This window comes from Oricola indica (genome assembly GCF_965227485.1).
Taxonomy (GTDB): domain Bacteria; phylum Pseudomonadota; class Alphaproteobacteria; order Rhizobiales; family Rhizobiaceae; genus Oricola; species Oricola indica.
This window is the reverse complement of the sequence record NZ_OZ245747.1, coordinates 651,740-675,947: the sequence shown is the minus strand read 5'-3', so window position 1 is coordinate 675,947 and position 24,208 is coordinate 651,740. Positions and strand designations below refer to the sequence as shown.

28 protein-coding genes are annotated in these 24,208 nt (G+C 63.6%); 18 read left to right on the top strand and 10 right to left on the bottom strand.

What is annotated here, in order from left to right; genetic code table 11:
* The first annotated feature begins 162 nt into the window (after positions 1–162).
* From ccmA to ACQK2M_RS03510, 9 genes are all read left to right on the top strand, one after another.
* Positions 163–774, top strand: coding sequence for a heme ABC exporter ATP-binding protein CcmA (gene ccmA, locus ACQK2M_RS03550; protein WP_425416656.1), 612 nt, complete (start codon positions 163–165; stop codon positions 772–774).
* Positions 771–1,436, top strand: coding sequence for a heme exporter protein CcmB (gene ccmB, locus ACQK2M_RS03545; protein ID WP_223477531.1), 666 nt, complete (start codon positions 771–773; stop codon positions 1,434–1,436). The genes ccmA and ccmB overlap by 4 nt, the downstream gene beginning before the upstream one ends.
* A gap of 44 nt (positions 1,437–1,480) precedes the next feature.
* Positions 1,481–2,263, top strand: a complete 783-nt coding sequence (locus tag ACQK2M_RS03540) for a heme ABC transporter permease (protein ID WP_425416655.1) — start codon at positions 1,481–1,483, stop codon at positions 2,261–2,263.
* Between the two features lie 3 nt (positions 2,264–2,266).
* Complete coding sequence (ccmD, locus tag ACQK2M_RS03535) at positions 2,267–2,419, top strand: heme exporter protein CcmD (RefSeq protein WP_425416654.1); 153 nt, start codon at positions 2,267–2,269, stop codon at positions 2,417–2,419.
* A 40-nt stretch (positions 2,420–2,459) separates the two neighbouring features.
* Positions 2,460–3,212: a type I methionyl aminopeptidase gene (gene map / locus ACQK2M_RS03530; RefSeq protein WP_425416653.1), complete on the top strand. Its 753-nt coding sequence runs from the start codon at positions 2,460–2,462 to the stop codon at positions 3,210–3,212.
* 54 nt (positions 3,213–3,266) lie between these two features.
* Positions 3,267–3,857 (top strand): DsbE family thiol:disulfide interchange protein, encoded by a 591-nt coding sequence (locus tag ACQK2M_RS03525; protein ID WP_425416652.1) that lies wholly within the window; start codon positions 3,267–3,269, stop codon positions 3,855–3,857.
* 155 nt (positions 3,858–4,012) lie between these two features.
* The gene (locus ACQK2M_RS03520) at positions 4,013–4,519 is read left to right on the top strand and encodes an N-acetyltransferase family protein (protein ID WP_425416651.1); all 507 of its coding nucleotides are present in this window, start codon (positions 4,013–4,015) and stop codon (positions 4,517–4,519) included.
* 167 nt (positions 4,520–4,686) lie between these two features.
* A complete protein-coding gene (locus ACQK2M_RS03515; protein WP_425416650.1) occupies positions 4,687–7,272 on the top strand; it encodes a hypothetical protein in 2,586 nt (861 codons plus the stop codon).
* A gap of 19 nt (positions 7,273–7,291) precedes the next feature.
* Entirely contained in the window at positions 7,292–8,635 is a 1,344-nt protein-coding gene (locus ACQK2M_RS03510) for a WSC domain-containing protein (protein WP_425416649.1), read from the top strand.
* 10 nt (positions 8,636–8,645) lie between these two features.
* On the opposite strand, the gene ACQK2M_RS03505 is transcribed toward ACQK2M_RS03510, so the two are convergent.
* A complete protein-coding gene (locus ACQK2M_RS03505; protein ID WP_425416648.1) occupies positions 8,646–9,278 on the bottom strand; it encodes a hypothetical protein in 633 nt (210 codons plus the stop codon).
* Between the two features lie 139 nt (positions 9,279–9,417).
* Between ACQK2M_RS03505 and ppa the strand changes: the two genes are divergently transcribed.
* Positions 9,418–9,954: an inorganic diphosphatase gene (gene ppa, locus ACQK2M_RS03500; protein WP_223477540.1), complete on the top strand. Its 537-nt coding sequence runs from the start codon at positions 9,418–9,420 to the stop codon at positions 9,952–9,954.
* 7 nt (positions 9,955–9,961) lie between these two features.
* Here ppa and ACQK2M_RS03495 read toward each other — a convergent pair whose 3' ends face one another.
* Together ACQK2M_RS03495 and ACQK2M_RS03490 are read right to left on the bottom strand one after the other, a co-directional pair.
* Positions 9,962–10,285 (bottom strand): DUF167 family protein, encoded by a 324-nt coding sequence (locus tag ACQK2M_RS03495; protein WP_425416647.1) that lies wholly within the window; start codon positions 10,283–10,285, stop codon positions 9,962–9,964.
* Entirely contained in the window at positions 10,285–10,578 is a 294-nt protein-coding gene (locus ACQK2M_RS03490; RefSeq protein WP_223477542.1) for a YggT family protein, read from the bottom strand. The genes ACQK2M_RS03495 and ACQK2M_RS03490 overlap by 1 nt, the downstream gene beginning before the upstream one ends.
* A gap of 142 nt (positions 10,579–10,720) precedes the next feature.
* On the opposite strand from ACQK2M_RS03490, the gene ACQK2M_RS03485 reads away from it, so the two are divergent.
* A complete protein-coding gene (locus tag ACQK2M_RS03485; RefSeq protein ID WP_425416646.1) occupies positions 10,721–11,965 on the top strand; it encodes an MFS transporter in 1,245 nt (414 codons plus the stop codon).
* Between the two features lie 98 nt (positions 11,966–12,063).
* Here the strand turns inward: ACQK2M_RS03485 and ACQK2M_RS03480 are convergent, their stop codons facing one another.
* The 6 genes from ACQK2M_RS03480 to hemC all read right to left on the bottom strand — a co-directional run bounded on the left by ACQK2M_RS03480 (position 12,064) and on the right by hemC (position 18,322).
* On the bottom strand, positions 12,064–12,804 hold the full coding sequence (locus ACQK2M_RS03480; RefSeq protein WP_425416645.1) for a glutamine amidotransferase: 741 nt from the start codon (positions 12,802–12,804) through the stop codon (positions 12,064–12,066).
* Entirely contained in the window at positions 12,801–13,286 is a 486-nt protein-coding gene (locus tag ACQK2M_RS03475; protein ID WP_425416644.1) for a TerB family tellurite resistance protein, read from the bottom strand. Before ACQK2M_RS03475 ends, ACQK2M_RS03480 begins: the two co-directional genes overlap by 4 nt.
* A gap of 53 nt (positions 13,287–13,339) precedes the next feature.
* Positions 13,340–15,064, bottom strand: a complete 1,725-nt coding sequence (locus tag ACQK2M_RS03470) for a heme biosynthesis HemY N-terminal domain-containing protein (RefSeq protein ID WP_425416643.1) — start codon at positions 15,062–15,064, stop codon at positions 13,340–13,342.
* Between the two features lie 12 nt (positions 15,065–15,076).
* Entirely contained in the window at positions 15,077–16,558 is a 1,482-nt protein-coding gene (locus tag ACQK2M_RS03465) for a mitofilin family membrane protein (RefSeq protein ID WP_425416642.1), read from the bottom strand.
* Positions 16,559–16,631: 73 nt separating this feature from the next.
* Positions 16,632–17,381, bottom strand: coding sequence for a uroporphyrinogen-III synthase (locus ACQK2M_RS03460; protein ID WP_425416641.1), 750 nt, complete (start codon positions 17,379–17,381; stop codon positions 16,632–16,634).
* Positions 17,378–18,322, bottom strand: coding sequence for a hydroxymethylbilane synthase (gene hemC, locus ACQK2M_RS03455; RefSeq protein WP_425419975.1), 945 nt, complete (start codon positions 18,320–18,322; stop codon positions 17,378–17,380). The genes ACQK2M_RS03460 and hemC overlap by 4 nt, the downstream gene beginning before the upstream one ends.
* A 103-nt stretch (positions 18,323–18,425) precedes the next feature.
* Here hemC and tsaD point away from each other — a divergent pair, with 103 nt between their 5' ends.
* Genes tsaD through ACQK2M_RS03430 form a run of 5 tightly spaced genes read left to right on the top strand, consistent with a single transcriptional unit; the run spans position 18,426 to position 22,133 of the window.
* Positions 18,426–19,508 (top strand): tRNA (adenosine(37)-N6)-threonylcarbamoyltransferase complex transferase subunit TsaD, encoded by a 1,083-nt coding sequence (tsaD, locus tag ACQK2M_RS03450; protein WP_425416640.1) that lies wholly within the window; start codon positions 18,426–18,428, stop codon positions 19,506–19,508.
* Positions 19,505–20,500: an NAD(P)H-dependent glycerol-3-phosphate dehydrogenase gene (locus ACQK2M_RS03445; RefSeq protein WP_425416639.1), complete on the top strand. Its 996-nt coding sequence runs from the start codon at positions 19,505–19,507 to the stop codon at positions 20,498–20,500. The genes tsaD and ACQK2M_RS03445 overlap by 4 nt, the downstream gene beginning before the upstream one ends.
* Before the next feature lie 58 nt (positions 20,501–20,558).
* Positions 20,559–20,990, top strand: a complete 432-nt coding sequence (locus tag ACQK2M_RS03440) for an EVE domain-containing protein (RefSeq protein WP_223477551.1) — start codon at positions 20,559–20,561, stop codon at positions 20,988–20,990.
* Positions 20,942–21,673, top strand: coding sequence for a class I SAM-dependent methyltransferase (locus ACQK2M_RS03435; protein ID WP_425416638.1), 732 nt, complete (start codon positions 20,942–20,944; stop codon positions 21,671–21,673). The genes ACQK2M_RS03440 and ACQK2M_RS03435 overlap by 49 nt, the downstream gene beginning before the upstream one ends.
* A 58-nt stretch (positions 21,674–21,731) precedes the next feature.
* Positions 21,732–22,133 (top strand): DUF1761 domain-containing protein, encoded by a 402-nt coding sequence (locus tag ACQK2M_RS03430; protein ID WP_223477553.1) that lies wholly within the window; start codon positions 21,732–21,734, stop codon positions 22,131–22,133.
* Positions 22,134–22,231: 98 nt separating this feature from the next.
* On the opposite strand, the gene ACQK2M_RS03425 is transcribed toward ACQK2M_RS03430, so the two are convergent.
* Positions 22,232–22,759 carry a L,D-transpeptidase family protein gene (locus tag ACQK2M_RS03425; protein ID WP_425416637.1) on the bottom strand — a complete coding sequence of 176 codons (528 nt, stop codon included), beginning with the start codon at positions 22,757–22,759 and terminating at the stop codon, positions 22,232–22,234.
* Between the two features lie 161 nt (positions 22,760–22,920).
* Here ACQK2M_RS03425 and ACQK2M_RS03420 point away from each other — a divergent pair, with 161 nt between their 5' ends.
* Positions 22,921–23,604 carry a response regulator transcription factor gene (locus ACQK2M_RS03420; RefSeq protein ID WP_425416636.1) on the top strand — a complete coding sequence of 228 codons (684 nt, stop codon included), beginning with the start codon at positions 22,921–22,923 and terminating at the stop codon, positions 23,602–23,604.
* A gap of 130 nt (positions 23,605–23,734) precedes the next feature.
* Positions 23,735–24,193, top strand: coding sequence for a cyclic nucleotide-binding domain-containing protein (locus tag ACQK2M_RS03415; RefSeq protein ID WP_425416635.1), 459 nt, complete (start codon positions 23,735–23,737; stop codon positions 24,191–24,193).
* The last annotated feature ends 15 nt before the right edge of the window (positions 24,194–24,208 follow it).

Genomic DNA, 24,208 nt, shown 5'->3' with positions numbered 1-24,208 from the left:
ATCAGGTCGGCTCAATAAGTTTCAACACCGGCCGCTGGTGCACTGCGAAATCGATATAGATCAGTTTTTTGAACGATTCCAGAGCGGCGGGGGGCAAAAAAGCGCGGGTTATTGCCTGTGTGGCGCAAACCATGCGACATGCCCGGCGAAACAGGGGAAACCATGAAGCTCGTCGTCACCGATCTTGCCGCGGACCGCGGTTCCGGACCGATCTTCGAAGCGATAACCTTCGCGTTGCAGGACGGCGAGGGGCTGCTGGTGACCGGGCCGAACGGCGCGGGCAAATCGACGCTGATCCGAGCCATAGCCGGCCTGTTGCGCCCCTCCGCGGGAACGGCCGAGATCGAGGGCGCTACGGAAGACTGGCCGGATGTGCCGTCGGCCTCGCATTATCTCGGACCGATCAATGCGATGAAGCCGGCGCTCACCGTCTTCGAGAATCTCTCCTTCTGGCAAACCTTCTGCGGCCGGCGGGCGCTCGGTGTCGACGAGGCGCTGGAGCGAATCGGGCTGGAGCACACGCGCGACCTGTCTTTTTCCTACCTGTCGACCGGCCAGCGCCGCCGCGTGTCAATCGCCAAACTGCTGATCAGCCACCGGCCGATCTGGCTTCTCGACGAACCAACCTCCGGCCTCGACGCGGCCTCCGAACTGCATTTCGCCGAACTGGTGCGCGAGCACATGGAGGGCGGCGGCATCGTCGCGGCGGCCACGCATCTGCCGATCCGGGTCGATGGCATGAAGGAACTGAAATTCGGCGGGGTGGCGGCATGACCGCTCTCATCCTGCGCGATATCCGGCTCGGCTTGCGTGCCGGCGGTGGAATGCTGATCGGCATCCTGTTCTTCCTCGCCGTGATCGCCGTGGTGCCATTCGGCGTCGGGCCTGATCTCAATCTGCTCGGACGCATAGGGCCGGCGATCCTGTGGATCGGGGCGCTGCTTGCCTCGCTACTCGGCCTCGACCGGCTGTTTCAGGCCGACAGGGAGGACGGATCGCTCGACATTCTGATCCTGCAAGGCCACGAACACCCGCTGGCGCTGACCGTCTTCGCCAAATGCGTCGCCCACTGGCTGACGACAGGACTGCCGCTCGTGATCGTCTCGCCCGCGCTCGGCCTGCTGATGAACATGCAGCCGGCAGCGATCCTGGCGACCTCCGCGACGCTGCTCGCTGGCACGCCGGCCATCACCTTCATCGGCGCGACCGGCGCGGCGCTGGCCGTCGCCCTGCCGCGCGGCGGACTGCTCGTGTCGGTGATGGTCCTGCCCTTCGTCATCCCCGTCCTTATTTTCGGCGTGATGGCCGCCTACGGAGCGGTGGAAAACCCGGCGCCCTTCACGCAGCCCTTCCTGCTGATGTGCGCCCTGACCCTGTTCTTTTCGGTTCTGGGACCCTTCGCGGCCGGTGCCGCGCTGAAGGCAAGCTCGGATTGATCGGGTCAATTGCACAGCAGGCCCGTTCACATTAAGTAACGCGCATGAATGACACGACCGCACAGGCCCGCTTCAGTTTCACCGCCCTCGCCAATCCGACGCGGTATCTTTCCTATTCCGGGAAGATCCTGCCGTGGCTCGGCGGGTTGAGCGCGATCCTGCTCATTGTCGGCCTCTACATGGCCTTCACCGCCCCCGAGGACTACCAGCAGGGCATTACGGTGCGCATCATGTATGTGCATGTGCCCGCCGCATGGCTGGCGATGATGGGCTATATGGTGATGGCCGTTTCGGCGCTCGGAACGCTGATCTGGCGTCATCCGCTGGCCGATGTCTCGATCAAGGCCGCCGCGCCGATCGGCGCTGCCTTCACCTTCCTGGCGCTTGCCACCGGCTCGCTCTGGGGCAAGCCGATGTGGGGCACATGGTGGGTCTGGGATGCGCGGCTGACGTCGATGTTCGTGCTGTTCCTGATGTATCTCGGGGTCATCGCGCTGCAGCGCGCCATGGACGATCCGGTCAAGGCGGCGCGTCCGGTGGCGATCCTCGTCCTGATCGGCACGATCAACATCCCGATCATCAAGTTCTCGGTCGACTGGTGGAACACGCTGCACCAGCCCGCCGCCGTCTTCCGCATGGATGGCCCGACGATCGACCCGAGCCTGCTGTGGCCGCTGCTGGTCATGGCGGTCGGCTTCACGGCCTTGTTCTTCTTCCTGCACATGGTCGCCATGCGCACGGAAATCTGGCGCCGCCGTATAGCCTCGATGCGCCGCGCCAGCGCGCGCGAACAACGGTCGACAGCCCGGCCTGTGCTGGCGGAGTAGGCCATGACGCACGAGCAATATGTTTTCGTCTCCTATGCGCTGACCGCCATCGTTCTCGGCGGCATCGGACTGTGGCTCTGGCTGGACCGCCGCGGCCGCCTCGCCGAACTCAAGCGGCTGGAAGAGGCGGGCGTGCGCCGCCGCTCCGAAGGCTGACAGCCGGGCCGCCAAGCGCTTAGCCGGCACAGGAACCGTCATGACGATCACGCAAGAAGACGAACTCATCGGCCTGAAGGAAATCGGCCGCATCGTTGCCAATGCCGTCGAGGCGATGAGCACCGCGCTCGAGCCGGGCATGACGACGGCCGAACTCGACGCGATCGGCCGCAAGGTCATGGAAGACGAAGGCGCGCAGCCCGCGCCGGAACTCTGCTACGGATTTCCCGGCGCCACCTGCATCAGCGTGAACGAGGAAATCGCCCACGGCATTCCCGGGGACCGGACGATCCGCAAGGGTGACCTCGTCAATATCGACGTATCGGCGGAAAAGGACGGCTTCTTCGCCGACACCGGCGCTTCATTCGTGGTCCCGCCCGTGTCGAAGGCGGTTCTGAAACTGTGCCGGGACGGAAAGCGCGCCATGTGGGCCGGCATCCGGACGGTGGCGACCGACAGGCCGCTCGCCGATATCGGCAATGCGGTCGGCGATTTCGCCCGCAAGAACCGCTACACCCTCGTGAAGAACCTCGCGAGCCACGGCGTCGGGCGGTCCCTGCACGAGGAGCCGGGTGAAATCGCCACATGGCCTGACCGGTCCGAACGCCGGCGGATGACCGAGGGGCTGGTCTTCACGATCGAGCCCTTCCTGTCCATGGGCGCGGAATGGGCGGACGATACCGATGACGACCCGTGGACGCTTTTCAGCGCACCGCGGGCGCCGACCGTGCAATATGAACACACCGTCGTCACCACCAGGAACGGACCGATCGTCGTGACGCTTCCGGGCTGACGCGACAACGGCCGAACCCTATATCAGGCGCGGACGACAATTTCGGAAAAAGCCATGAGCGAGACGACAAGCGAAACCAAGGCGAAGAAAAAGACCAATCTTGCCGTCTTCATTCCCTTCGCCGCCTTTGCGGCGCTGGCGGTGGTCTTCGCTGTTTTGATGTTCCGGCCCGGCCGCGACATCACGGAAGTGCCGTCCATGCTGATCGGCAAGACCGCGCCCGAAATCGCCCTGCCCGCGATCGAAGGACTGACCGGGCGCGACGGCGCGCCGACACCCGCTTTCGATCCGGCGCAGTTCGGCGGAAAGCCGGTGCTGGTCAATGTGTGGGCCTCGTGGTGCGTGCCTTGCCGGCAGGAGCACCCGCTGCTGATGGCGCTGGCCGAGCAGGCGGGCGTCACCGTCGCCGGACTGAACTACAAGGACAAGACCGAGAACGCGCTCGGTTTTCTGGGCAGGCTCGGCAATCCCTATGCATATGCCGGCGCCGACAATTCCGGGCGCGCGGCAATCGAATGGGGCGTCTACGGCGTACCGGAAAGCTTTGTCGTCGGCGCGGACGGCACCATCCTCTACAAGCATACGGGCCCGCTCACGCCAGAGGCGATCGAGACCGAAATCCTGCCGCGTATGACCGGCGAATGACCCGCCCCACGGCGCTCGCGAATGTCGCCCCCATGCGAATTCCTGCCGTCTGAAACGCAACGTTAGTGGATAACCGGATCAGGGTGTGAATAGAAGGTAACATTCACCGTTTGCGACTTGCCGCCCCGAATCCGTTAACGCATTCTTGCGCGGCCATGTCCCAATTAACCGTTGAAATCCGGCCCGCCTCGGAACGTGACGCCGCCCAGATCGCCGATGTCCATGCGATCGCGTGGCGTGGCGCCTATGCCGGCCTCATACCGCACAAATCGTTGCAGACGATGATCGCGCGGCGCCATGCCGGCTGGTGGAAACGGGCGATCGGTCGCGGCACATCGGTCATGGTGGTCGATTTCGGCGGGGCCATCGCGGGCTACTGCACGTTCGGGCTGAACCGCGCCCGCGCCCTGCCGCAGGATGGCGAAGTCTACGAACTCTACATACTGCCCGAATATCAGGGAATCGGCATCGGCTCCCGGCTGTTTTCCGCCGCCCGCGCCAGCCTGCGGGATCTGGGATGCGACGGCCTCGTCGTCTGGGCGCTGGAAGACAACGCCATGGCGGTGAACTTCTATCTCGGCCATGACGGCAAGGATGTCGCCCAAGGTTACGAGACCTTCGAGGGCAAGGCGCTGCGCAAGCTTGCCTTCGTCTGGAAGTAAGTCACTTCTTTCCAAAAAGTCGAAATTTCTTCCCTAACGTCAGGTGCGTTGACGCCTGTCAATGTCGGGTATCTTTTCCTTCCTAGGCTTTCCCTGCCCAAGGGTCGCCGACGCTAGAGGACCGCGAGCGAGAACCACGGGGCATGGCGGTCCGGGAGGAATTATCGATGTCCGTCAAAGCCGTTTTGAGTTTCGTAAAGGCGAGGCGCACGCTTTTCGTGGCGTCGCTGGCCACCGCACTTTTCACACCATCGGCGAATGCCGAGGTCAGCGCCGGGATGAGCCGCGATCTCGATGCCTACAGGGCGCCGTATGACTCCTCGGCACCGCAGGGCTATTCGCTGTGCGACATCGTCGGTATCGGCATCGCCGGATCAAATGACCATGTTTATGTCTGGTACCGAAACGGGATGGTAAGTTCCGGATCGACGGGCGATCTTGCCCGTTACCGGTCGCCGCAACCTTACAGCATGCCGTCGGGTCGGTCGCCCGCCGACATCATGGCGATGGCCGTCGCGGGATCGAACGATTGGGTCTACACCTGGTACCGGGACGGATCGATGAGCGCCGGATCGAGCACGGACCTTGCCAGCTATCGCCCGCCACGACCATACAGCCTGCCACCTGGCAAGACACCGCATTCGGTGGTCGGAATCGGCATCGCCGGATCAAACGATCGCGTCTTCGTCTGGTATGACGATGGGACGGTCAGTTCGGGAACATCGACCGATCTGGACGACGCGACACCACCGCAGGCGGTCAACAATGCGCAAGGATTCACGACCCCGCAGATCATCGATATCGCAATCGCCGGGTCCAACGATCACGTCTACACATGGTACGGCAACTGCGCTCTACCGGGTGGCGTGGTCGCCAAGACGCTACCGCAGGTCGGTCAACCCTCGCCCGAAGAGACCTCCAAACCGCATTTCGACGTGATTCCGGATGCGGTCATCGTTCCGCAAGCCGGACAATCAGGACCCGCAAAGCCCGATCTGACGCTGATTCCGAAGGCGCTCGAGGCATTGAGGAAGCCACAATTCCAGATCATTCCCGACGCCATGATCACGCCGGAGGCGCAGCAGGCGGAAAAGAAACCGAAATTCGAGATCATTCCCGATGCCGCGATAACCAAACCGAGCGCGCCCCAGATCGATGTATCGCAGTGGAAGAACCGACTGGCGGACGTTACGCAAAGCGGATTGTCCGTGCTCAACGACAGCATGGACCAACTCGATGCGCTGACCGGACAAAGCGCGACACTGCGCATCAAGGAAGCGCCAGGCGGATTGCGTCCTCCGATCCTGGATGGACCAGACCTGATCGACAATCTGCAAAAGAACAAGGCGCTTGCGATCAGCGAGGAATTCCTGGCCTCGGCCGCCGCCGGCCTCGGTCAGGCCAAGCCCGACATGAACGCGGTCAGCGCCAAGCCGCAGGTCACCGACCTTCTCGTTTTTCCGGAAGCCGAGGCGCTGCAACCCGGCGGTTATGTCGTGATAAAGGGAACCGGCTTCGGAGATGAAGCGGGCCGGGTCTTTATGCGCTACGAGTCGGGCTCGGGAGAACTGACAGAGTCACGCCTGTCTCACGATGTCGAACTCGAACCGGTCAACGACTCCTGGGCCGCAGCCTGGCACGATACGGTGATTGTGGTTCGCGTGCCGGACGATCTGCCAGGCCAGATGCTCGGCGGCGCTCGCAATGCGGAACTGGCGCTCGTAAAGCCAAACGGCGCACAGGTTAAACTGTCCGTCCTGCTGCATGCCAGCAGCGCCCCGGTCATCGCTTCCGTGACAAGCAGCGGCGGAGAAATCGGCTGCTGCTGCCCGATCGGCACGGAAACGTGGTCGCGGCTTCCAGAAAGTCACAACTATGTCTACTGGCCGGCCCCCGGCCGCCTCGACACGCCGCATTGCGGCCTCGACAAGAAACCCTGGCTGCAGCCGGGCAGTAAAATCGTGATCGCGGGCAAGCGGTTCGGGGAGATACTGAACGGCAAGCTGCCAGGTACGCTGGAGCTTGAATTCCCCGACGAGTCGCGTCCGGCCGGCATCAGCGTGAAACTCGATGTGACGAAATGGTCATCCACTTCCATAGAGGCACGAGTCGTCAGTTCCCCGATCAAGGGGTATTTCGCGACCCATCCGGCCTGGATCAACCTGCATGTGGGAGACGACTATGCCAATGCCGAACCCGTCGCATTCGGTCCCGAGATGTCCTACAAATGGGTCTCCGGCTACAAATGGCTCAAACTCGATTGGGACAGTCTCGGCGAGAAGATCGAGACGCCGAACGGCAAGGCCATGCTGGTGACGCATGTGCCCGATTGCGGAACATTCGATCATGACGGCGAGAAGGGCTACGACCAGTTCTTCGACGATGCGGCGCATGCCTATCCCGACGACGCACAGGTGACATGGTTCCGCTTCGAGCAGATCGACCCGACCCACCCCGTCGATGAATGGGACGTGTTCGGGATCGGCGTCGACGACCTCGCCTCGGTCATTCTCGACCCGTCGAGTCTGATAAGATTGGGCGCGGAACTGCTGATCAAGGCGGTTACCCTTGCGGGAGAAGGCGGATATCACGCCTACCCGTTCTTCTTCGGCAACCAGGGCGTGCTGATGGGTCCGGAGAACTCCTTCTCGATCCGCTGGGAAACATCCTGCGAGATCGGCGACGGCAAGCCGATCGTCTATACGACATCCTTCCTTTTGGAAGGTCCTCCCGCTGCGCTCGCCAAATACTAGGTGGAAAGAAGACCGGTCCATGAAGCTCATCAACCCGTCCACCCGGTTCGCGTTCCTGGCCGCGCTGGCATTCTCGATACCGGGCGCTGCGGCGCAGGCGCAAGACGATACCGTCTCGGTTGCGGACCGCGGGTGCCACGCCGATAACGCCACGGCTTCAGGCGCGCGCGACCTGGATGGCGGCTTCACGGAAGACACCGCCATGACCGTCACCATGTGTCTCGAATACTGCTTTGCGGAGGGGTATCGCTTCGCCGGCCTGCAGGCCGGGACCGAGTGTCACTGCGGGACCGACTACGGGCGTTTCGACGGGAACGCCGTATGCGACACGCCATGCGCGGGAGACGCCTCGCAGCAATGCGGCGGTTCGGCCGCGAACCATGTCTACGAGTTCCTGACAGGCAACGCGCCTGACGCGGCCTCGCAGTCTCCAGCACTGCCCAAGACGCCAACGGGCGCACCCGACCGCGTCGAGCGGACAGCGGCCGTTATTGCGGTCGGCAAGTGGCCGGAGGGCCTTGCGCATGACGGCGAAAGCCTATGGGTGGCCGAAAGCGGCGCGCGCCGGGTCGCCCGTCTCGACCCCAAGACACGGACGGTCGCAGAGCGTATCCGGGTCGGCCGCTTGCCCGTCGGCATGGCCGCCTCGCCAGATGGAGAGATCTTCGCGGCGGTCGCGACCGACAAGACCATCTGGCGCTCCGGCAATGGTGGCGGCACGCTCGCGCAGTTGCAGGACTATCCGCAGGCAATTGCCGCCAGCCCGAACGCAATCCACGTCCTCACCTGGATCGGCGGGTCATCGAGCAAAACTGCGGTCGTGCGCATCGATCGTACAACAGGTGAAAAGACGCGCTCCCCGGTGTTGCCGAAGAACGGTTTCGATATCGCCGCCACGGACGCGACGATCTGGACACTGCATCGGCTGGACGGGGAAAACCGGTCGCAGCTCGTCGGCCTGAACGCCGACACGCTCATCGTCACGCATCAGACCACGTTCGACGGCTACGCCTACATGCTGTCCACGAGCGAAGACGGCCTGTTCGCCGCAGGCGGGGAGTACGGCGTATCGGGACTGATCGTGGCGTTCGATCCCGCAACTGGCGTGGAACGACGCCGAAACAGCGACATCGGTTTCCTCGCCGCCCTGACGGCGGATTCCGGCCATGTCGTCGCCATCGATCGCGCCGGCGAAATAGCTGTCTTTTCCGCGGATCTCGGCCTGCTGCGGACGATCTCCACATCCTTCGGCGGTTTTGAGCCGCGAAGCGTTCTCCTTGTCGAGAACGACATCTATGTCTCGACGCATCGCGGTGCGGGAGAAAACGGTTCCGTCCTCGCGATCGATGACTGGGCGCCGTGACAGAAACCCGTCAGGGGTTGTCGAGTATTCCGAAATAACGGCTCGGAAAACCCGCAAAAGGGCCCGGATCGCCGTGATACTGCGGCTCGTCCGTGCGGCAGGTAAAGCTCTCCACAAGCGTGTCGGCGATGCGGCGTGCCATCTCGTTGGCATCGGCATTCTGCAGGGCATCGACATAGCCGACGACGCAGGCATCTCCGACGCGCGGCTGGCCTACCTTCGAGACCACCAGTACCTGTCCCTGATGGCGAACATCCGGCGCGCCGGTCTCGGGATTGGGATTGTCGACGAACCATCGCAGGATCGTGGCGAGGGGAACACCGTCGCGCAGCCGCCATTCGACCGTGTCGTTGACGTGGTTGAAGCTCGTGAAGCTCTCCCAGGCACCGGACGCGTACCAGTCGCCAACATATCCAAAGAACAGCGACTGGCGCAGATCGCCTTCCGAATAGAGAATGCCGTAGCCGCCATGGCCGGCGCAGGACAACCACGCTTCCGCCTCCTCGACCGGCAATTCGACGCATCGATTGTCGAAGTCGAGCGTCGTGTAGATACTGACGATCTCACCGTCCGCACGCACCGCCTGTGGCATTGAAGTGCAGAGGCATATCGCAAGGGCAAAGCAGGAAATCCTGTGTCGCATTGCCTAAAGTCTCCATTGCGGCGCAGAATGCCATCGGCGAAGGAAACGGGCAATGTGGCGCAGGCGATCCGGCGCCGGTGATGTTGCACCGCACACAAAAAGCCGGTATCAGCCGCGGAAATCGAAGGAGTAGAATCGGATGCGTATCGAAGCCATCGCCATTGGCAGCAATCCGCCCGAGGATGTCAATGTCATCATCGAGGTTCCGGTCGGCGGCCAGCCGATCAAGTACGAAATGGACAAGGATGCCGGTGTGCTGGTCGTCGACCGCTTTCTCTACACGCCGATGACCTATCCGGGAAATTACGGTTTCGTGCCGCACACCCTGTCCGACGACGGCGATCCGATCGACGTGCTCGTCTGCAACACGCGGCCGCTGATTCCCGGCTGCGTCATCAATGTGCGCCCCATCGGCGTCATGCTGATGGAGGACAATTCCGGTCAAGACGAGAAGATCATCGCCGTGCCGACGCATGCACTGACCAAGCGCTACGACAGCGTGAAGGACTATGACGACATGCCGGATATCACGCTCAAGCAGATCGAACACTTCTTCGAGCACTACAAGGATCTGGAACCCGGCAAGTGGGTGAAGATCGGCGGCTGGCAGAATGCCGAGGTCGCAAAGCGCCTGATCATGGAAGCCGTCGACCGCGCGAAGTCGGCGAAAGCCTGAACAGACGTCAGCTTTCGGGCGCCGGCACGAATTCGGCCAGCGCCTGCTCCATATCCCGGGCTTCGACACGGAGCGTCTTGTCGCGTGCCGTTTCGCCGGCGATGACGGTGAATGCCGATTTCGGTTGGCCGAGCGCCTTCGCGAGCAGAGCCGTCACCGCCTTGTTCGCCTTGCCTTTCTCGGGTTGCGCCGTGACGCGCACGCGCAAGCGCGCCTGCCCGTCATCGCGCATTTCGATGCCCTCGACAGCGTTGCGCGAGGCATTCGGCGTCACCCGCAGGAAGAGATCGTAATGGCTATCGCCCCGGCGAACGAACCCCGGAAGCGCCATCAGATGATGGCGGGGGCAAGCACGTTGATGATGATGCGTTCGATGAAGAAGATCGCCACGAACAGCACGATCGGCGAAATATCGATACCGCCGAGATCCGGGATGATGTTGCGGATCGGCCTCAGCAAGGGCTCTGTCGCCTTGTAGAGGAACTCGCCGATCATCGCGACGAACCGGTTGGAGTTGTTCACGACGTTGAACGCGTACAGCCACGAAAAGATGACCATGGCGATCACGATCCATTTGTAGATGCCGATCGCGAAGAGAAGCGTTTGAATGATCGTCAGGCCCACGCGCGGTCTCCCTTGTCTAGCCGAAGGTTCACTTAGGCGTTCGCACACGCCGCTGCAAGGCAAAGCGGATGCGGCCAATGTCCCGAAGGGGTACATTTTCTCCTTTGCCAAAGCGCGGCAAAGCCAATAACGGTGGCTGGCCATGTCCGCAGACTCCCCCGAAACGAACAGTCACCGCAGATTCGCCGCTTTCGCGCATCCGGCATTCGTGCGCTACTGGTCGGCGCGTTTCCTCACCACCTTTGCGGTGCAGATCGTCGCCGTATCGGTCGGCTGGCAGGTCTATGACCTGACCCGCGATCCGATGGATCTCGGCATTATCGGCCTCGTCCAGTTCCTGCCGCTGCTGCTTCTCGTGCTCGTGACCGGCACTGTCGCCGATCGTTACGGCCGCCGGCTCGTGATGGGCGCGGCGACCGGCCTCGAGCTCTTGTGCGCCGGTGCGATCCTGTTCTTCTCGATTCGCGGCCTGACAGACCCGCTGCCGGTCTTCATCGCCCTGGTGGGCATGGGTACGGCGCGCGCATTTTACGGGCCGGCTTCGCAGTCGCTGGTCGTCAATCTCGTGCCGAAGGTGGATTTCGCCAATGCCGTGGCCTGGAACGCATCCTCATGGCAGGTGGCGAGCATCGTCGGCCCGGTGGCGGGCGGCCTGCTTTACGGCGTCGGCGCCAATGTCGCCTATTCGGTGGCCGTCTGCCTGTTCGCCGCCTCGGCGATTCTTGTCGCGCTGATCCCGAAACCTCCGAGGCGCGACGAGGTGAAAAAAGTCACGTTCTCGTCGCTGTTCGACGGGCTGCGTTTCATCCGCAAGGAAAAGGTCGTGCTCGGCGCGATCTCGCTCGATCTGTTCGCCGTTCTTCTCGGCGGCGCGGTGGCACTGTTGCCGGCCTATGCACGCGACATCCTGCATCTCGGGCCGTGGGGACTCGGCCTGCTGCGCGCCGCGCCGGGAATCGGCGCGATCGCCATGGCCGCCTATCTGGCCGCCTCGCCGATCAACAATCATGCCGGGCGCATCCTGCTCGTCTTCGTCGCCCTGTTCGGCCTTTTTACCGCGATCTTCGGCATGTCGACCATCGCCTGGCTGTCCATTGTCGCGCTGATACTGGTCGGCGCGACCGACATGGTGAGCGTCTACATCCGCGAGACCCTGTTGCAGCTTTGGACGCCGGACGACGTGCGCGGCCGCGTCAACGCGGTCAACATGGTGTTTCTCGGCGCTTCGAACGAGTTGGGTGAATTCCGCGCCGGCTTCATGGCCGCATGGATCGGCATCGTGCCGGCGGTGGTTCTGGGTGGATTCGGCGCCATCGCGATTGCCGGTACCTGGGCGATCCTGTTCCCGAAATTGCGCGACGCGCGCTACCTGCACCGACAGGGCTAGTGCATTTCAGACTGCAATGGAATCACAATGCGCGGCCTTTCGCCTCTGGCTCGAACACGCATTGTGATGCTGATGCTTCAATCCGAACCCGAATTGCACTAAGCGGAGCGCTTGCGTATCGCGCCGGCCTCTTCTCCCCCTTGCACGAAGACAAGATCGAGAAAAGACTGCAGCCACGCGAGGACCGGTCGGTCATAGAGAAGCCGCCCCTGCAAATGGTCTCGCCCGACCTGAGATCCCGGCAGCGTGAAACGATGCGCGCCGCGCGTCACCCAGCGCTGCATCATCACCTGCGTCAGTTCGGCGTGAAACTGCACGCCCCAGGCATTGTCGCCATATCGGAACGCCTGGTTCTCGTAGGTATCGCCCTCGGCGAGGCGGACCGCGCCCGACGGCAATGAAAAGCCCTCGCGGTGAAACTGGTAGATCATGTCCGGCCAGTCCATCAGCGCCGCGCCCGCCTCGGTCGGGTGCAAGGGATACCATCCGATCTCGACCAGGCCATCCTGTCGGCCTTCGACCTTGCCGCCCAGATGATTGACCAGCATCTGCGCACCAAGACAGATGCCGAGAAGCGGCTTGTTCTCTGCAAGCGGCACGGCCATCCAGTCCGTCTCGACGCGGACATGGTCGGCCTCGTCATTCGCGCTCATCGGGCCGCCGAAAACCACCGCGCCGGAATGCGCTTCCATCGTGTCCGGCAACGCATCGCCGAGCGGCGGCCGGCGGATATCGAGCGGGAAACCCATGCGTTCGAGTTGCTGCCCGACGCGGCCGGGAGACGACGTCTCCTGGTGCAGGACGATCAGGATCGGCTTCGGGCCCGGAGCGGAGATCATGCCTGCGCGTCGCCCTCCCCGGTGGCGCGTGCCTGTACAGCCTGACGCAGAAGAACGCGGTCGCGCCCGTCGACACCGAGCAGTTCCGAGACCCGCCAGACCAGATTGTCCTCCAGCTCGTGGTTCTCGCCGTCCGAATAGACGATCTCCCACAAAAGCTCGATGAACCCGACCCGCTCCTCGGCGGACAGGCTGCGCATGAGGACGCTGGTAAACTGGTAGAGATCGACCGCTTCGCTGTCGGCGGCGCGCGCTGCGGCGACCAGCTTCGAAAGCGTTTCTTCGTCCAGCGAGTAGGTTTCGCTGAGCACTTCGCCGAGCCGGTCCATCTCCGCTTCCGTGTACACGCCGTCGGCGCCGATCACGTGATACATAAGCGCCGCGGCGGCAAGCCTCGGATCGTCTTGGGAGAAGGCGTCACCGCCCTCTTCGTCCGGCTGCAGGTTCAGCGTCTTCAGGAAAGTCGCGATCTTTTCAAACATGTCCATCCACCTTGTCCGGGGAAAGTGTCAGTTTGCCCCGTGCGGTGCAACATTCAAAAAAGTCGAAAACGCCGTGAAGGTTCCTCCGATTGGGCATCGGGATCGATTCCCGGATCGTCCGGGATCGGCGGACGGGTCTCTTCCGTGTCGGATTCAGGCTCCGCGTTGCCGGCCGGTTCCGGCTTCTCGGATACGGACACTTCTTCCTTTTCGGGCTCTTCCTGGCCGACCGGTTCGGTTTCTTCCGTCTCGGCGGGCTCCTCGTCCGGTGCTTCCGTTTCGGGCTCCTCTTTCTTCACCGGCGCTTCAACGACTTCGGCCTCGATAACCGGTCCCGGTTCCTCGGCGGCCGCCGCCTCGTCGACCAGGTCCCCCTCACCGGCCATCTCGGCAATTTCGGCGTCCTCCGCCTGATCGGGCGCTTCCGTCGGCGGCGCGACGGGGATGCCGCGCACCATCGGGTCGAGGTCGTTCTCGACAACCGGGCCGAGGCGCTCCACCGGCACCTTCCATTCGAAGGCGTCGAGCCGGCCACTGATCGGGGAAACGGGGGCCCATTCCTCCGAAACATAGCCGTCTGCCGTCCATGCCGGGTCGCGCGGCGCGCGAACCGCCCGCGCAAGCCATTCGCGCACCTTGCCCTGGTCGCCGGTGTCGGCGTCCTCGATATCGGCCATCAGCATGAAGGCGCCTTCGCGCGGCTCGTTGCGCAGTACGAGAGCAATGGCTTTGCGGGCGTCTTCATATTCGCCGGCTTCCAGCGCCATCTGCGCCAGGATCAGGCTGGAATCGGTATTGTTCGGTTTCAGCTTCTGCAGCCGCTGAGCCCGCTTGTAACGATCGAGCGACGAATCGCCCGGGCGCGCATTGACATGGGCGAGCGCGATTTCGGGATGCGGCGCCTTGCGCCACGTTGCCTCGAGGATATGGACGCCCCGACGCAGCTCGTTGAGCCGGAAGCAGGCCTGCGCGGCGGCAACAGCGGCCGGAGCAAATTCCGGCGCGAGGCGATGTGCCTCCATCGCGGCCGTCTTGGCCTTCGCGGAGTCTTTCTCGATATTGTCGCGGGCAAGCGCGGTCAGCAGGACAGCGCGCTTGCGCTTGGCCTCATCCGTTTCGACCTGTTTGGCCTTCTTCTGGCTTTCCAGCAGCGCGATCGCGCCATCCCAGTCGCCGGCGGCGGTCTTGAGTTCGAGGGCCGCCGTCCCCGCCCACCGAAGATGCGGCGCGAGTTCGGCGGCTTTCTCGGCGTAATGCTTCGCCGCCGCGCGGTCACCGAGGCGCTTGGCCTCCATGTAAAGGCCGCGCAGGCCGAGAATGCGAACCTCGGGATCTTCCAGCATCGCCTCGAACTTGCCGCGCGCCTCGTCGTGATGCCCTTCGGCGATACTGGCCTGTGCGTCGAGGAGCTGTAGCAAAGGCTCGGTCGTCGAACTGAGAAGACCGTTCGCCTGCTTGAGCATCTTGCGCGCGGTCACGGCATCTCCGGCGCCCGCGGCGATGATACCCGTCGAGAGCGATTGATACCCCCGGTCTCGGCGGCGCGCCCGGAAGAACCGCTGCATGCGCTGCGGCGAGGTCAACACGATCTTGACGACCCACCAGACGAGCATGACCGCGACAATCGCGGCCGCAACCGCCACGGCGGCGACCATCAGCGACAGCGTGATTTCGCGCCCGGCCACGGTCACCATGATGGTGCCGGGCGTATCCGCGATCACGGCGAAACCGAGCCCCAGAACGGCGACGGCGGCGATGAAGAAAAGTACACGCAACATGGTTCGCGGCTCCTATTCGCTCGCCGGCGCTTCGCCGGCCTGCATCGCGCCGCTCAGCACACGGCTGATCAACGTGTCGAGTTCGCGCCGCGCCTTCACGTCGGCGATGAAGTCCGCCGAGGCTTGTTGCGAGGCTTCCGGCAGGCTTTCCCATTCGGTCACCACCCGGTCGAAATCCCCCTGCTGCAGGGCGACCTCCATGCGTGCGGCGATTTCGCCCGGCTTGTCGCCCGCGACTTCGCCAACCGGACGGATCTGCACGAGGGATCGCGCGCTGGCGGACAACCGGTCGAGTATGCCCGCATCGGACCCCACGCCGCTCTGCGCCGCGACGATGACATTCGCGACCGCCGGAAAACGCTCCGTCAGCTGTGCCTGTGTCGGCACGCCGGAGGCCGCGTAGTCGCGCAGCGCCTCGATGCTTTGCGCATCGTCGCTCACGGCTGCATAGGCTTCCAATTCGTTCATGAAGCCACCGCCGCGATCCGCGGCCGATTTCAGCGCCGAGGCGGCAATGGCTGCGGCGACGCGGCTGCCGGCGCCCGCCTCGATATCGGTCTCGACGCCGGAAACCCGGTTTCCCAACGCCGCCAGCGATGACCGCGCCTCGGCAAGTCCGGCCGAAAGCGTTTCGATTTCGCTGCGAAGATCCGCAACGCCATCGGCGGCGGATTGAGCCGCCTGCATCGCATCCGCCACCTCTCCGCGAAGTGCGGTATCGGCTTCACCGGCGGTATCATCCGAAGGTGCGGCATCGAGCGTGGCGACTTTCCCGGAGAGATCCGACAGGGTTGCCTCGATTGCGTCGGCGCGTTCGGACAACGCCTCGAGTCCGGCATTCTCGCCCGCGCCGCCGGAAGAAACGGCCTGGTTGAGCGATGCGACCCGATCATCAAGCGCGGCGAATTGTTCCTGCAATCCGGCAAGCGCCTCGCCATTGGCCGTCGCGGCTGTTTGCGCGGATTCGACCCGTCCGGCAAGATCGGCAGGCACAGATGGCGCCGCGCCTTTCACGGCTTCGAGTTCGGACGACAGGGCATCGATTTGTCCCTGCAAGGGCGAAAGATCGACCGGTTCGGCGCTGCGCATGGACGGCAGGACGCCAGCCCATTGCAATCCGCCCGCAAGCAGAAGCGCGACCAGTCCGCCGATCACACCGCCGCCGATCGCCGCGAAACGTCCACTGCCACCTGGGGGCGCGGACGGCACGGGCTCCGGATCGGGCGACGGACCTTCTCCGCCTTCGATCGCCTCGCGTGCGTCTTCATCGACCTTTGATTTCGGAACAACGGGCTCGGGCGAAGCTTCAGCGGGTTTCCCGTCCCCGGACATCTGCCCGTCGGTTGTTCCGGTCGCGTTCTCGAAAGCGACCGGCTCCGCCCGCGGCGCTTCTCCGCCGGTTTCGGACTCGGTTTTGACTTCGCTTGCTTCGAGATCGATCGTCACGGGCTTGCGGGTCGATTTGCTGCGCCGGCTCTTCGGCTTTTGAACCATCGGAGGTCTCCTGCGGGGCTGCTGACGACTGTCTTAGCATGCCTTTCGCAAAGCAAAAGCGCCTGATTGAAATTCAGGCGCCCGACGATGGCACTGCCGCACGCAAGGCTTCCAATAGAGCGTGTTCGTTCGGCGCGGCGGAAACTATCACGCAGGGCCTGAAAATGTCGGGCAACGCATCGGCGACACGCGCGGAAATCGCGATAAATCGAGTATTTTCAAATAGATCTTCGGTCGTCGTCGAAACCGCATCGGCGAATGCGCGTGCCGATAGCGCGGAATGAAACAGGATGGCGTCCGGCCTGCGGTGCGACAAGGCGTCGGCCAATAAATAAGTCATACGACTGACTATTCTGCTCGAATAGACGATTGCGAGACCCCCATCGAAGCCGTTCCCGACCAACTTCTGCTCAAGGTCGCCGGTACGCACCTGCCCGCAAAGATAAACGAAGCGGGCTCCCGCCGGCTCCGCCTTGGAAACGAGCAACACGAGGTCGTCCACCGCGCCGCCGGCGGAGTGGACATGCGCGAAACCCCGCGCCGAGGCTTCGGCGCGCGTGGCGTCGCCAACCGCATAGACCGGCTTGTCCCCGAAGGCCGCAAGAAGCGGCTCGGGGAGAAAACGAAACGCGTTGGCGCTGGTCGCGACGACGAAATCCGCGCGCTCTATATCGCCCGGATCGATTTCCGGATCGCACGCGACGATCTCCGTCAGCGGAAGAACGAGAAAATTGTATCCGGCATCAACCAGAGCGGCGGCGGTCTTGTCCGCGCCCGGCTGCGGGCGGGTGATCCAGACGAGGGGAGCGCTGGATCCGCTCACGACCACGAGGCGAAGAAACCGTCGCCCGCTTCAAGGCGCAGATGCCGCGCCGCAGCGCGGCCGATTTCGGCGGCCTGACTCATCGGGCCGTCCTTCGCGATCTCGTGCGCCTGCGTACCGTCCGGGGTCAGGATCATGCCGCGAAAGGCGATCCCGCTTTCGGTCACGAGAGCGAGCCCCGCGATCGGCGTTCGGCAGGAACCATCGAGTTCCGCGAGAAACGCCCGCTCGCAGGCAAGCGCTGTCGCCGTCGGTTCATGGTTGAGAGGCTCGACCAGCGCGTCCGTGCGAGGATCGCCTGCGCGAGCCTCTATGCAGATCGCACCCTGCCCCGGCGCGGGCAGGAAGACATCGGGGTGCATCAGATCGGTGATGATGTGTTCCATGCCGAGCCGGCGCAGCCCGGCATTGGCGAGCAGCGTCGCATCCGCGACGCCTTCCTCGAGCTTGCGCAGACGCGTTTGCACATTGCCGCGAAACTGGACGACCGAAAGGTCTGGCCGAATACGCCGGATCATTGCCTGCCGGCGCAATGACGAGGAACCGACCACCGCGCCTTCCGGCATATCCGCCAGCGATTTCGCCTTGTTCGAGATGAACGCGTCGCGCGGGTCTTCCCGGTCGAGAAAAGCGGTAATGGCAAGCCCTTCGGGAAGCACGGTGGGCATGTCCTTCGAGGAATGCACGGCAAGATCGATCCGCCCGTCGCGAAGCTGTTCCTCCAGTTCCAGGGTGAAAAGCCCCTTGCCGCCGACTTCCGACAGAGGCCTGTCCTGAATGCGGTCGCCAGCCGTCGAGATGACACAGACCTCGATCATGTCGGGCGCGATGGCGTGCGCGTCGACCAGCCGGTCGCGAACCTCATGCGCCTGCGCGAGCGCGAGCGGGCTGCCGCGCGTACCGATCCTGATTTTTTCCGCTGCCGCCATGATTGTTTGCAAGCCCGCCGTTCCGTGATACCCGAAGCCGGACAGGTAACCCCAATTCCGCGCATCGGCAACCGCACCCAATGACGCGGCGTTCCAGAAAGCGGCGCCGACCTCCATGACCACCGTGCTTGGCATCGAAACGAGCTGCGACGAGACCGCCGCCGCGGTGGTGCGCCGCGCCGCGCCGGACGCACCGGCGGAAATCCTCTCCAACACGGTCTACAGCCAGATCGCCGACCATGCCGCCTATGGCGGGGTTGTGCCGGAGATCGCGGCGCGGGCCCATGTCGAGGGACTGGACGCGATCATCGCGCGCGCCATGGCGGAAGCCGGAACTGGTTTCGACGAGATCGACGCCGTCGCGGTGACCGCGGGTCCCGGCTTGATCGGCGGGCTGATGGTCGGCGTCATGACGGCGCGGGCGATCTGCTCGGCACGCAACCTGCCGCTGATCGGCATCAACCATCTCGAAGGCCACGCCCTCACGCCGCGCCTGACCGACGACCTCGATTTTCCCTATCTCCTGCTGCTCGTTTCGGGCGGGCACACGCAGATCCTGCTGGTCAATGCGCTGGGAGATTATCGCCGCTGGGGCACGACCATCGACGATGCGCTGGGCGAAGCCTTCGACAAGACCGCCAAGCTTCTGGGCCTGCCCTATCCCGGTGGACCGGCAGTCGAACGCGAAGCCGCGAAGGGCGATCCGAAACGCTTCGCCTTCCCGCGGCCGATGAAGGGCGAGGAACGGCTCGATTTTTCCTTTTCCGGCCTCAAGACAGCCGTACGGCGCGAAGCAACCGCGCTAGCACCGCTGACGGAGACGGATATCGCCGATCTCTGCGCCTCCTTCCAGGCCGCCGTCACCGATACGCTCGCCGATCGGATCGGGCGGGCTTTTGCGCGCTACCGCGCAGAGTTCGGCGACGGACCGGCAGCGCTGGTCGTCGCGGGCGGGGTTGCCGCTAATGCCGCAATCCGGACAAGGTTGGGCGATCTCTGTGCCACCAATGATTTCAAGCTGCACGCGCCGCCGCTCAATCTCTGTTCCGACAATGCCGTGATGATCGCCTGGGCCGGTCTCGAACGGTTCGAGGCCGGCAAAACCGGCGATCGCGATGTCGCGCCGCGTTCGCGCTGGCCGCTCGACCCGTCGGCGGAAGCCCTCATCGGCGGCGGCCGCCGGGGAGCGAAAGCATGAAAAGCGCTCCGCCGGAAAGCCGCATCGCCGTGCTCGGCGCCGGCGCATGGGGCACCGCGCTTGCCGCTTCCTTCGCCCGCGCGGGACGCGACTGCCTGCTCTGGGGCCGCAATGACGACTCCGTCGCCGCGATCAGCAGCCAACATCGCAATCCACGCTATCTGGGCGATATCGCCTTGCCGGAAACTCTGCGCGCAACCGGAAACATGGCCGAAGCGCTGGACGGCGCGGGCGTGATCGTACTCGCCGTGCCAGCGCAGAAGCTTCGTGATTTCCTTGCCGACACGCTCGGATCGACCCCGCCCGGATCGGTCTTCGTATCGACCGCAAAGGGAATCGACCGCGAAACCGGTCACACCATGTCGGAGATCATCGACGAAGTCGCGGGACGGGACCGCTCCGCCGTGTTGTCCGGGCCCAGTTTCGCCGCCGACGTCGCGGCGGGCCTGCCCACTGCGGTAACGGTCGCCGCCCACGATCTCGAAACGGCGAAGGCACTGGCGGAGATATTGTCGAGCAGAACACTGCGTTGTTACGCCTCCGAAGACCTGATGGGTGTCGAACTGGGCGGTGCGCTGAAGAACGTGCTGGCGATCGCCGCCGGAATCGTCCACGGCGCCAATCTGGGCGCCAGCGCCGTCGCCGCCCTGACGACGCGGGGATTCGCCGAATTGCAGCGCGTCGCGGATGCGCTCGGCGCGAAACCCGACACGCTTGCCGGCCTGTCGGGCCTCGGCGACCTGATCCTGTCCTGCGGCTCCGAGAAGTCGCGCAACTTCGCCTATGGCGCGGCGCTTGCCCGCGGCGAGGACCTTTCGAACCGGCCGCTTGCCGAAGGCGTCTTTACCGCGTCGGTGGCAGCGAGGTTGGCGCGTGAGCACGACCTCGACGCGCCAATCATCTCCGCCATCGACGCCATTCTCGCCGGCAATCTGACCGTCGAGGCGGCCATGACCGAACTGATGTCACGGCCGCTCAAGACCGAGACTTGACCGCGCCGCCGTGTTCGCTAGCAAGGGCGCAGCGCAAATTCCGGTCCGGAGACGTTTCATGGCGAATTACTGGTTGTTCAAATCCGAGCCCTTCAAGTTTTCCTGGCAGATGCTGAAAGACAAGGGCGAGGCCGGCGAGGAGTGGGACGGCATCCGCAACTACCAGGCGCGCAACAACATGCGTGCCATGAAACTCGGCGACAAGGGCTTCTTCTACCACTCGAACGAGGGGCTTGAGGTGGTCGGCATCGCCGAGGTCTGCAACGAGATCCACCCGGATTCGACCACAGACGACCCGCGATGGGAGTGCGTCGACCTCAAGGCAGTGTGCGACATGCCGAAGCCGGTGACGCTTAAGGACGTGAAAGCCAACCCGAAACTCGCGGAAATGTCGCTGGTGACATCGATGCGCCTGTCCGTCCAGCCGGTGACCGAGGCCGAGTGGATCGAGGTCTGCCGCATGGGCGGGCTCGACAATCCGCCGAAATAGCGGAAGCTGATCCGATGAACGGCGACAAGGCCGGCTTCATCCGCGCCAACACCGCCATCACGACGCCGCCGCACGTGCCGGAAATCCGCCTGCACATCGCCGACGAGGCGCATGACCTTTGGCACAAGACGGAGGAGGAGCTGGCACAGATCGGCCTGCCGCCGCCCTTCTGGGCTTTCGCGTGGGCCGGCGGGCAGGGCCTGGCGCGCTATGTGCTCGACAATCCCGCATGCGTGCAAAACCGTCGGGTGCTCGACTTCGCGACCGGCTCCGGCCTCGTCGCCATCGCAGCCGCGTTGGCCGGCGCGAAATCCGTGACCGCCGCCGACATCGATCCGTTCTGCGAAACCGCCGTAACGCTCAATGCGGCGCTGAACGGTGTCGATATCGACTGTGAAGGCCACGATCTCGTTGGCAGTCCATTGCCGGAGTTCGAGACGGTGCTCGCCGGTGACGTGTTCTTCGATCGGGAGATGAGCTCCCTCCTCATCCCGTGGTTTTCGATGCTCGCCGACAGCGGCACGGAGATCCTGATCGGCGATCCCGGCCGCGCCTACCTGCCGCGCGAGAACCTCACCCTTCTCGCCGACTATGCCGTACCGGTGACGCGGGCGCTGGAGGATGCAGAGGTAAAACGCACATGTGTGTGGCGATTCGGAGCCGTAGCGCGCCCGGCTGCTTGAGTTTTCGGATGCCGCGGTGTTTCCTCTCCACGGGAGTGATTTAGGGGAGGGAAGACTCATGTCATTTGGCGGCGCGAACTACATCGCGATCCTCGTCGCGGCGGTCGCGGCCTATCTGGCCGGCGCGATTTATTATGGCTGGATGGGTAAGACGTGGATGAAGGCGGCGCGAATCGATCCGGCCGACGCCAAGATGTCGCTGCCGCTCATGGTCGTCGGCTTCGTCTGCGAATTGATCATGGCGTGGGTCATGGCTGGCGTGATCGGCCATTTCGGTGACGTCAGCATAAAAACCGGCCTGATTTCCGGATTCCTGCTGTGGCTTGGATTCATGGCCACCACACTAACCGTCAACCAGCGTTATCAGGGTTTTGGATGGGATCTCAGCCTGATCGACGGCCTGCACTGGCTGATCGTCGCGTTGCTGATGGGCGGCATTCTCGGCGCCTTCGGCGTCTAGTGCGATTCAGGTCTTGGTTGAGACATCAGAATCGGAATGCGCTTTCGAGCCAAAAGCGAAAGGCAGTGCATTCTGATTCCGTTGCACCCTGAAAAGCACTAGGCCAGCGTTTGAACCATCGTCGACGGGCCGATGCGCGGCAGCAGCCGGCGCATCGTCTCCGGCGCGACCGCGATACAGCCTTCCGTCGGCGGGAAACCCGGCTTGGCGACATGCAGGAAGATCGCCGAACCGCCATTTCGCATGCATCCGAAGGGCGGAAGGTTCCAATCGAGCACGAGGCAGACGTCGTAGAGCCGGTCATCGCGCATCATCGCCTCGTGACTTGCCCCGAACGGCAGGCGCACCGGCCGGTTGTAATTGGGGTCCGTCGGCGCATCGCACCAGCCGTCGCGCGGCCCGATCGGTTCCAGTTCCAGCGCCGTTTGCGGCCGTGGCATCCGGTCGGCTCGAAACCAGCCGGAAACGATACGCATCGCCGCAATCGGCGTTGCGCCGTCGCCTTCGCGCTTGATCGGTCGCAGGCCGCTTCGCCCGAGCGCGCAATCGAAGCTCCAGCCGCCGGCAACCAGCACGCCCCTGCGCCCATCGCGCGGCGCCCGTCGAACAAAGATGGTTGAAATCACGCTGTTTTTCCGCCTGCCCTTTTTCGCTCACGTTTATGACCGATCAGTCACAACTTGGTGCAATGCTGCGTGAAGCGCTTTCGCCGTTCACATTTTCATGACAGGAAATGTGTAAACAGTGTGAAAACGCAAGAAAACTGACGATCGAGGCAAGACAGCCGATGAACCCACGGACAATTCTTCTTGTCGATGACGACGAGGATCTGCGCGAGATGCTGGTCGAACAGCTCTCACTCTACGAGGAATTCGTGGTCATGGAGGAGGCCACCGCGACGAAGGGCATTCAGACCGCCCGCGGCAGCGTGATCGACCTCCTGATCATCGATGTGGGCCTGCCCGACATGGACGGCCGCGAGGCGGTGAAACTGCTGCGCAAATCCGGGTTCAAGGCCCCCGTCATCATGCTGACCGGCCACGACACGGATTCCGACACGATCCTCGGACTGGAAGCCGGTGCCAACGACTATGTCACCAAGCCGTTCAAGTTCGCCGTGCTGCTGGCCCGCATCCGCGCGCAGCTTCGCCAGCACGAGCAGAGCGAGGACGCCACTTTCGTCGTCGGGCCCTACACGTTCAAGCCGAGCCAGAAGCTGCTGATCGACGGAAACGGGTCGAAGATCCGGCTGACCGAGAAGGAAGCGGCGATCATCAAGTATCTCTACCGCGCCGACCGCAAGGTGGTGACGCGCGATACGCTGCTTGAGGAAGTCTGGGGCTACAATTCCGGCGTGACGACCCACACGCTGGAGACCCATGTCTACCGGCTTCGCCAGAAGATCGAGAAGGACCCGTCCAACGCGGCAATTCTCGTGACGGAGAGCGGCGGCTACAAGCTGAACCCGTGATCCGCCAGATTACGGTATTGAAGCGCATTGTGTCCGGATAAACCGGGCGTTCCGCCCGCCCGGACTTTTCATTCGCGAATCGGTCATATAACAGCGGCTTTACTGAGTTTTTGCGCGGCGGGTCCAGCTTTTGTCTCTTGAAGACGACATCCGCATCATCTCCGGTGTTTCACTGTTCGAGGAATTGTCCAGCGAGCAGTTGCGTCTGCTTGCCTTCGGCGCGGAGAGCAAGTCGCTTGCCGAGGGCACGGACCTCTATCGTGACGGCGACAGCGCCGATTGCGGCTACATCGTCGTGTCCGGCGCGATCGACCTTTTCCGCGACTCGCAGAATGGCCGCCGTGTTCTCAAGCGCGTCGAACCAGGCATGATCCTCGGCGAACTGGCGCTGATTACCGAGACCACGCGTCTCACGGGTGCGGTGGCCGCCGAGGACACGAAACTGCTGCGCATCAATCGCAGCCTGTTCAAGCGGATGCTGGAGGAATATCCGGAAAGCGCCGCCTATCTGCATGCGAAGCTGAGCAAGCAACTTCGCGCGCTGCTGCGCAGCATTGGCGAACTGGACGTTCATTTCAACGACAGCTGAAGGCCGCTTCGCGCC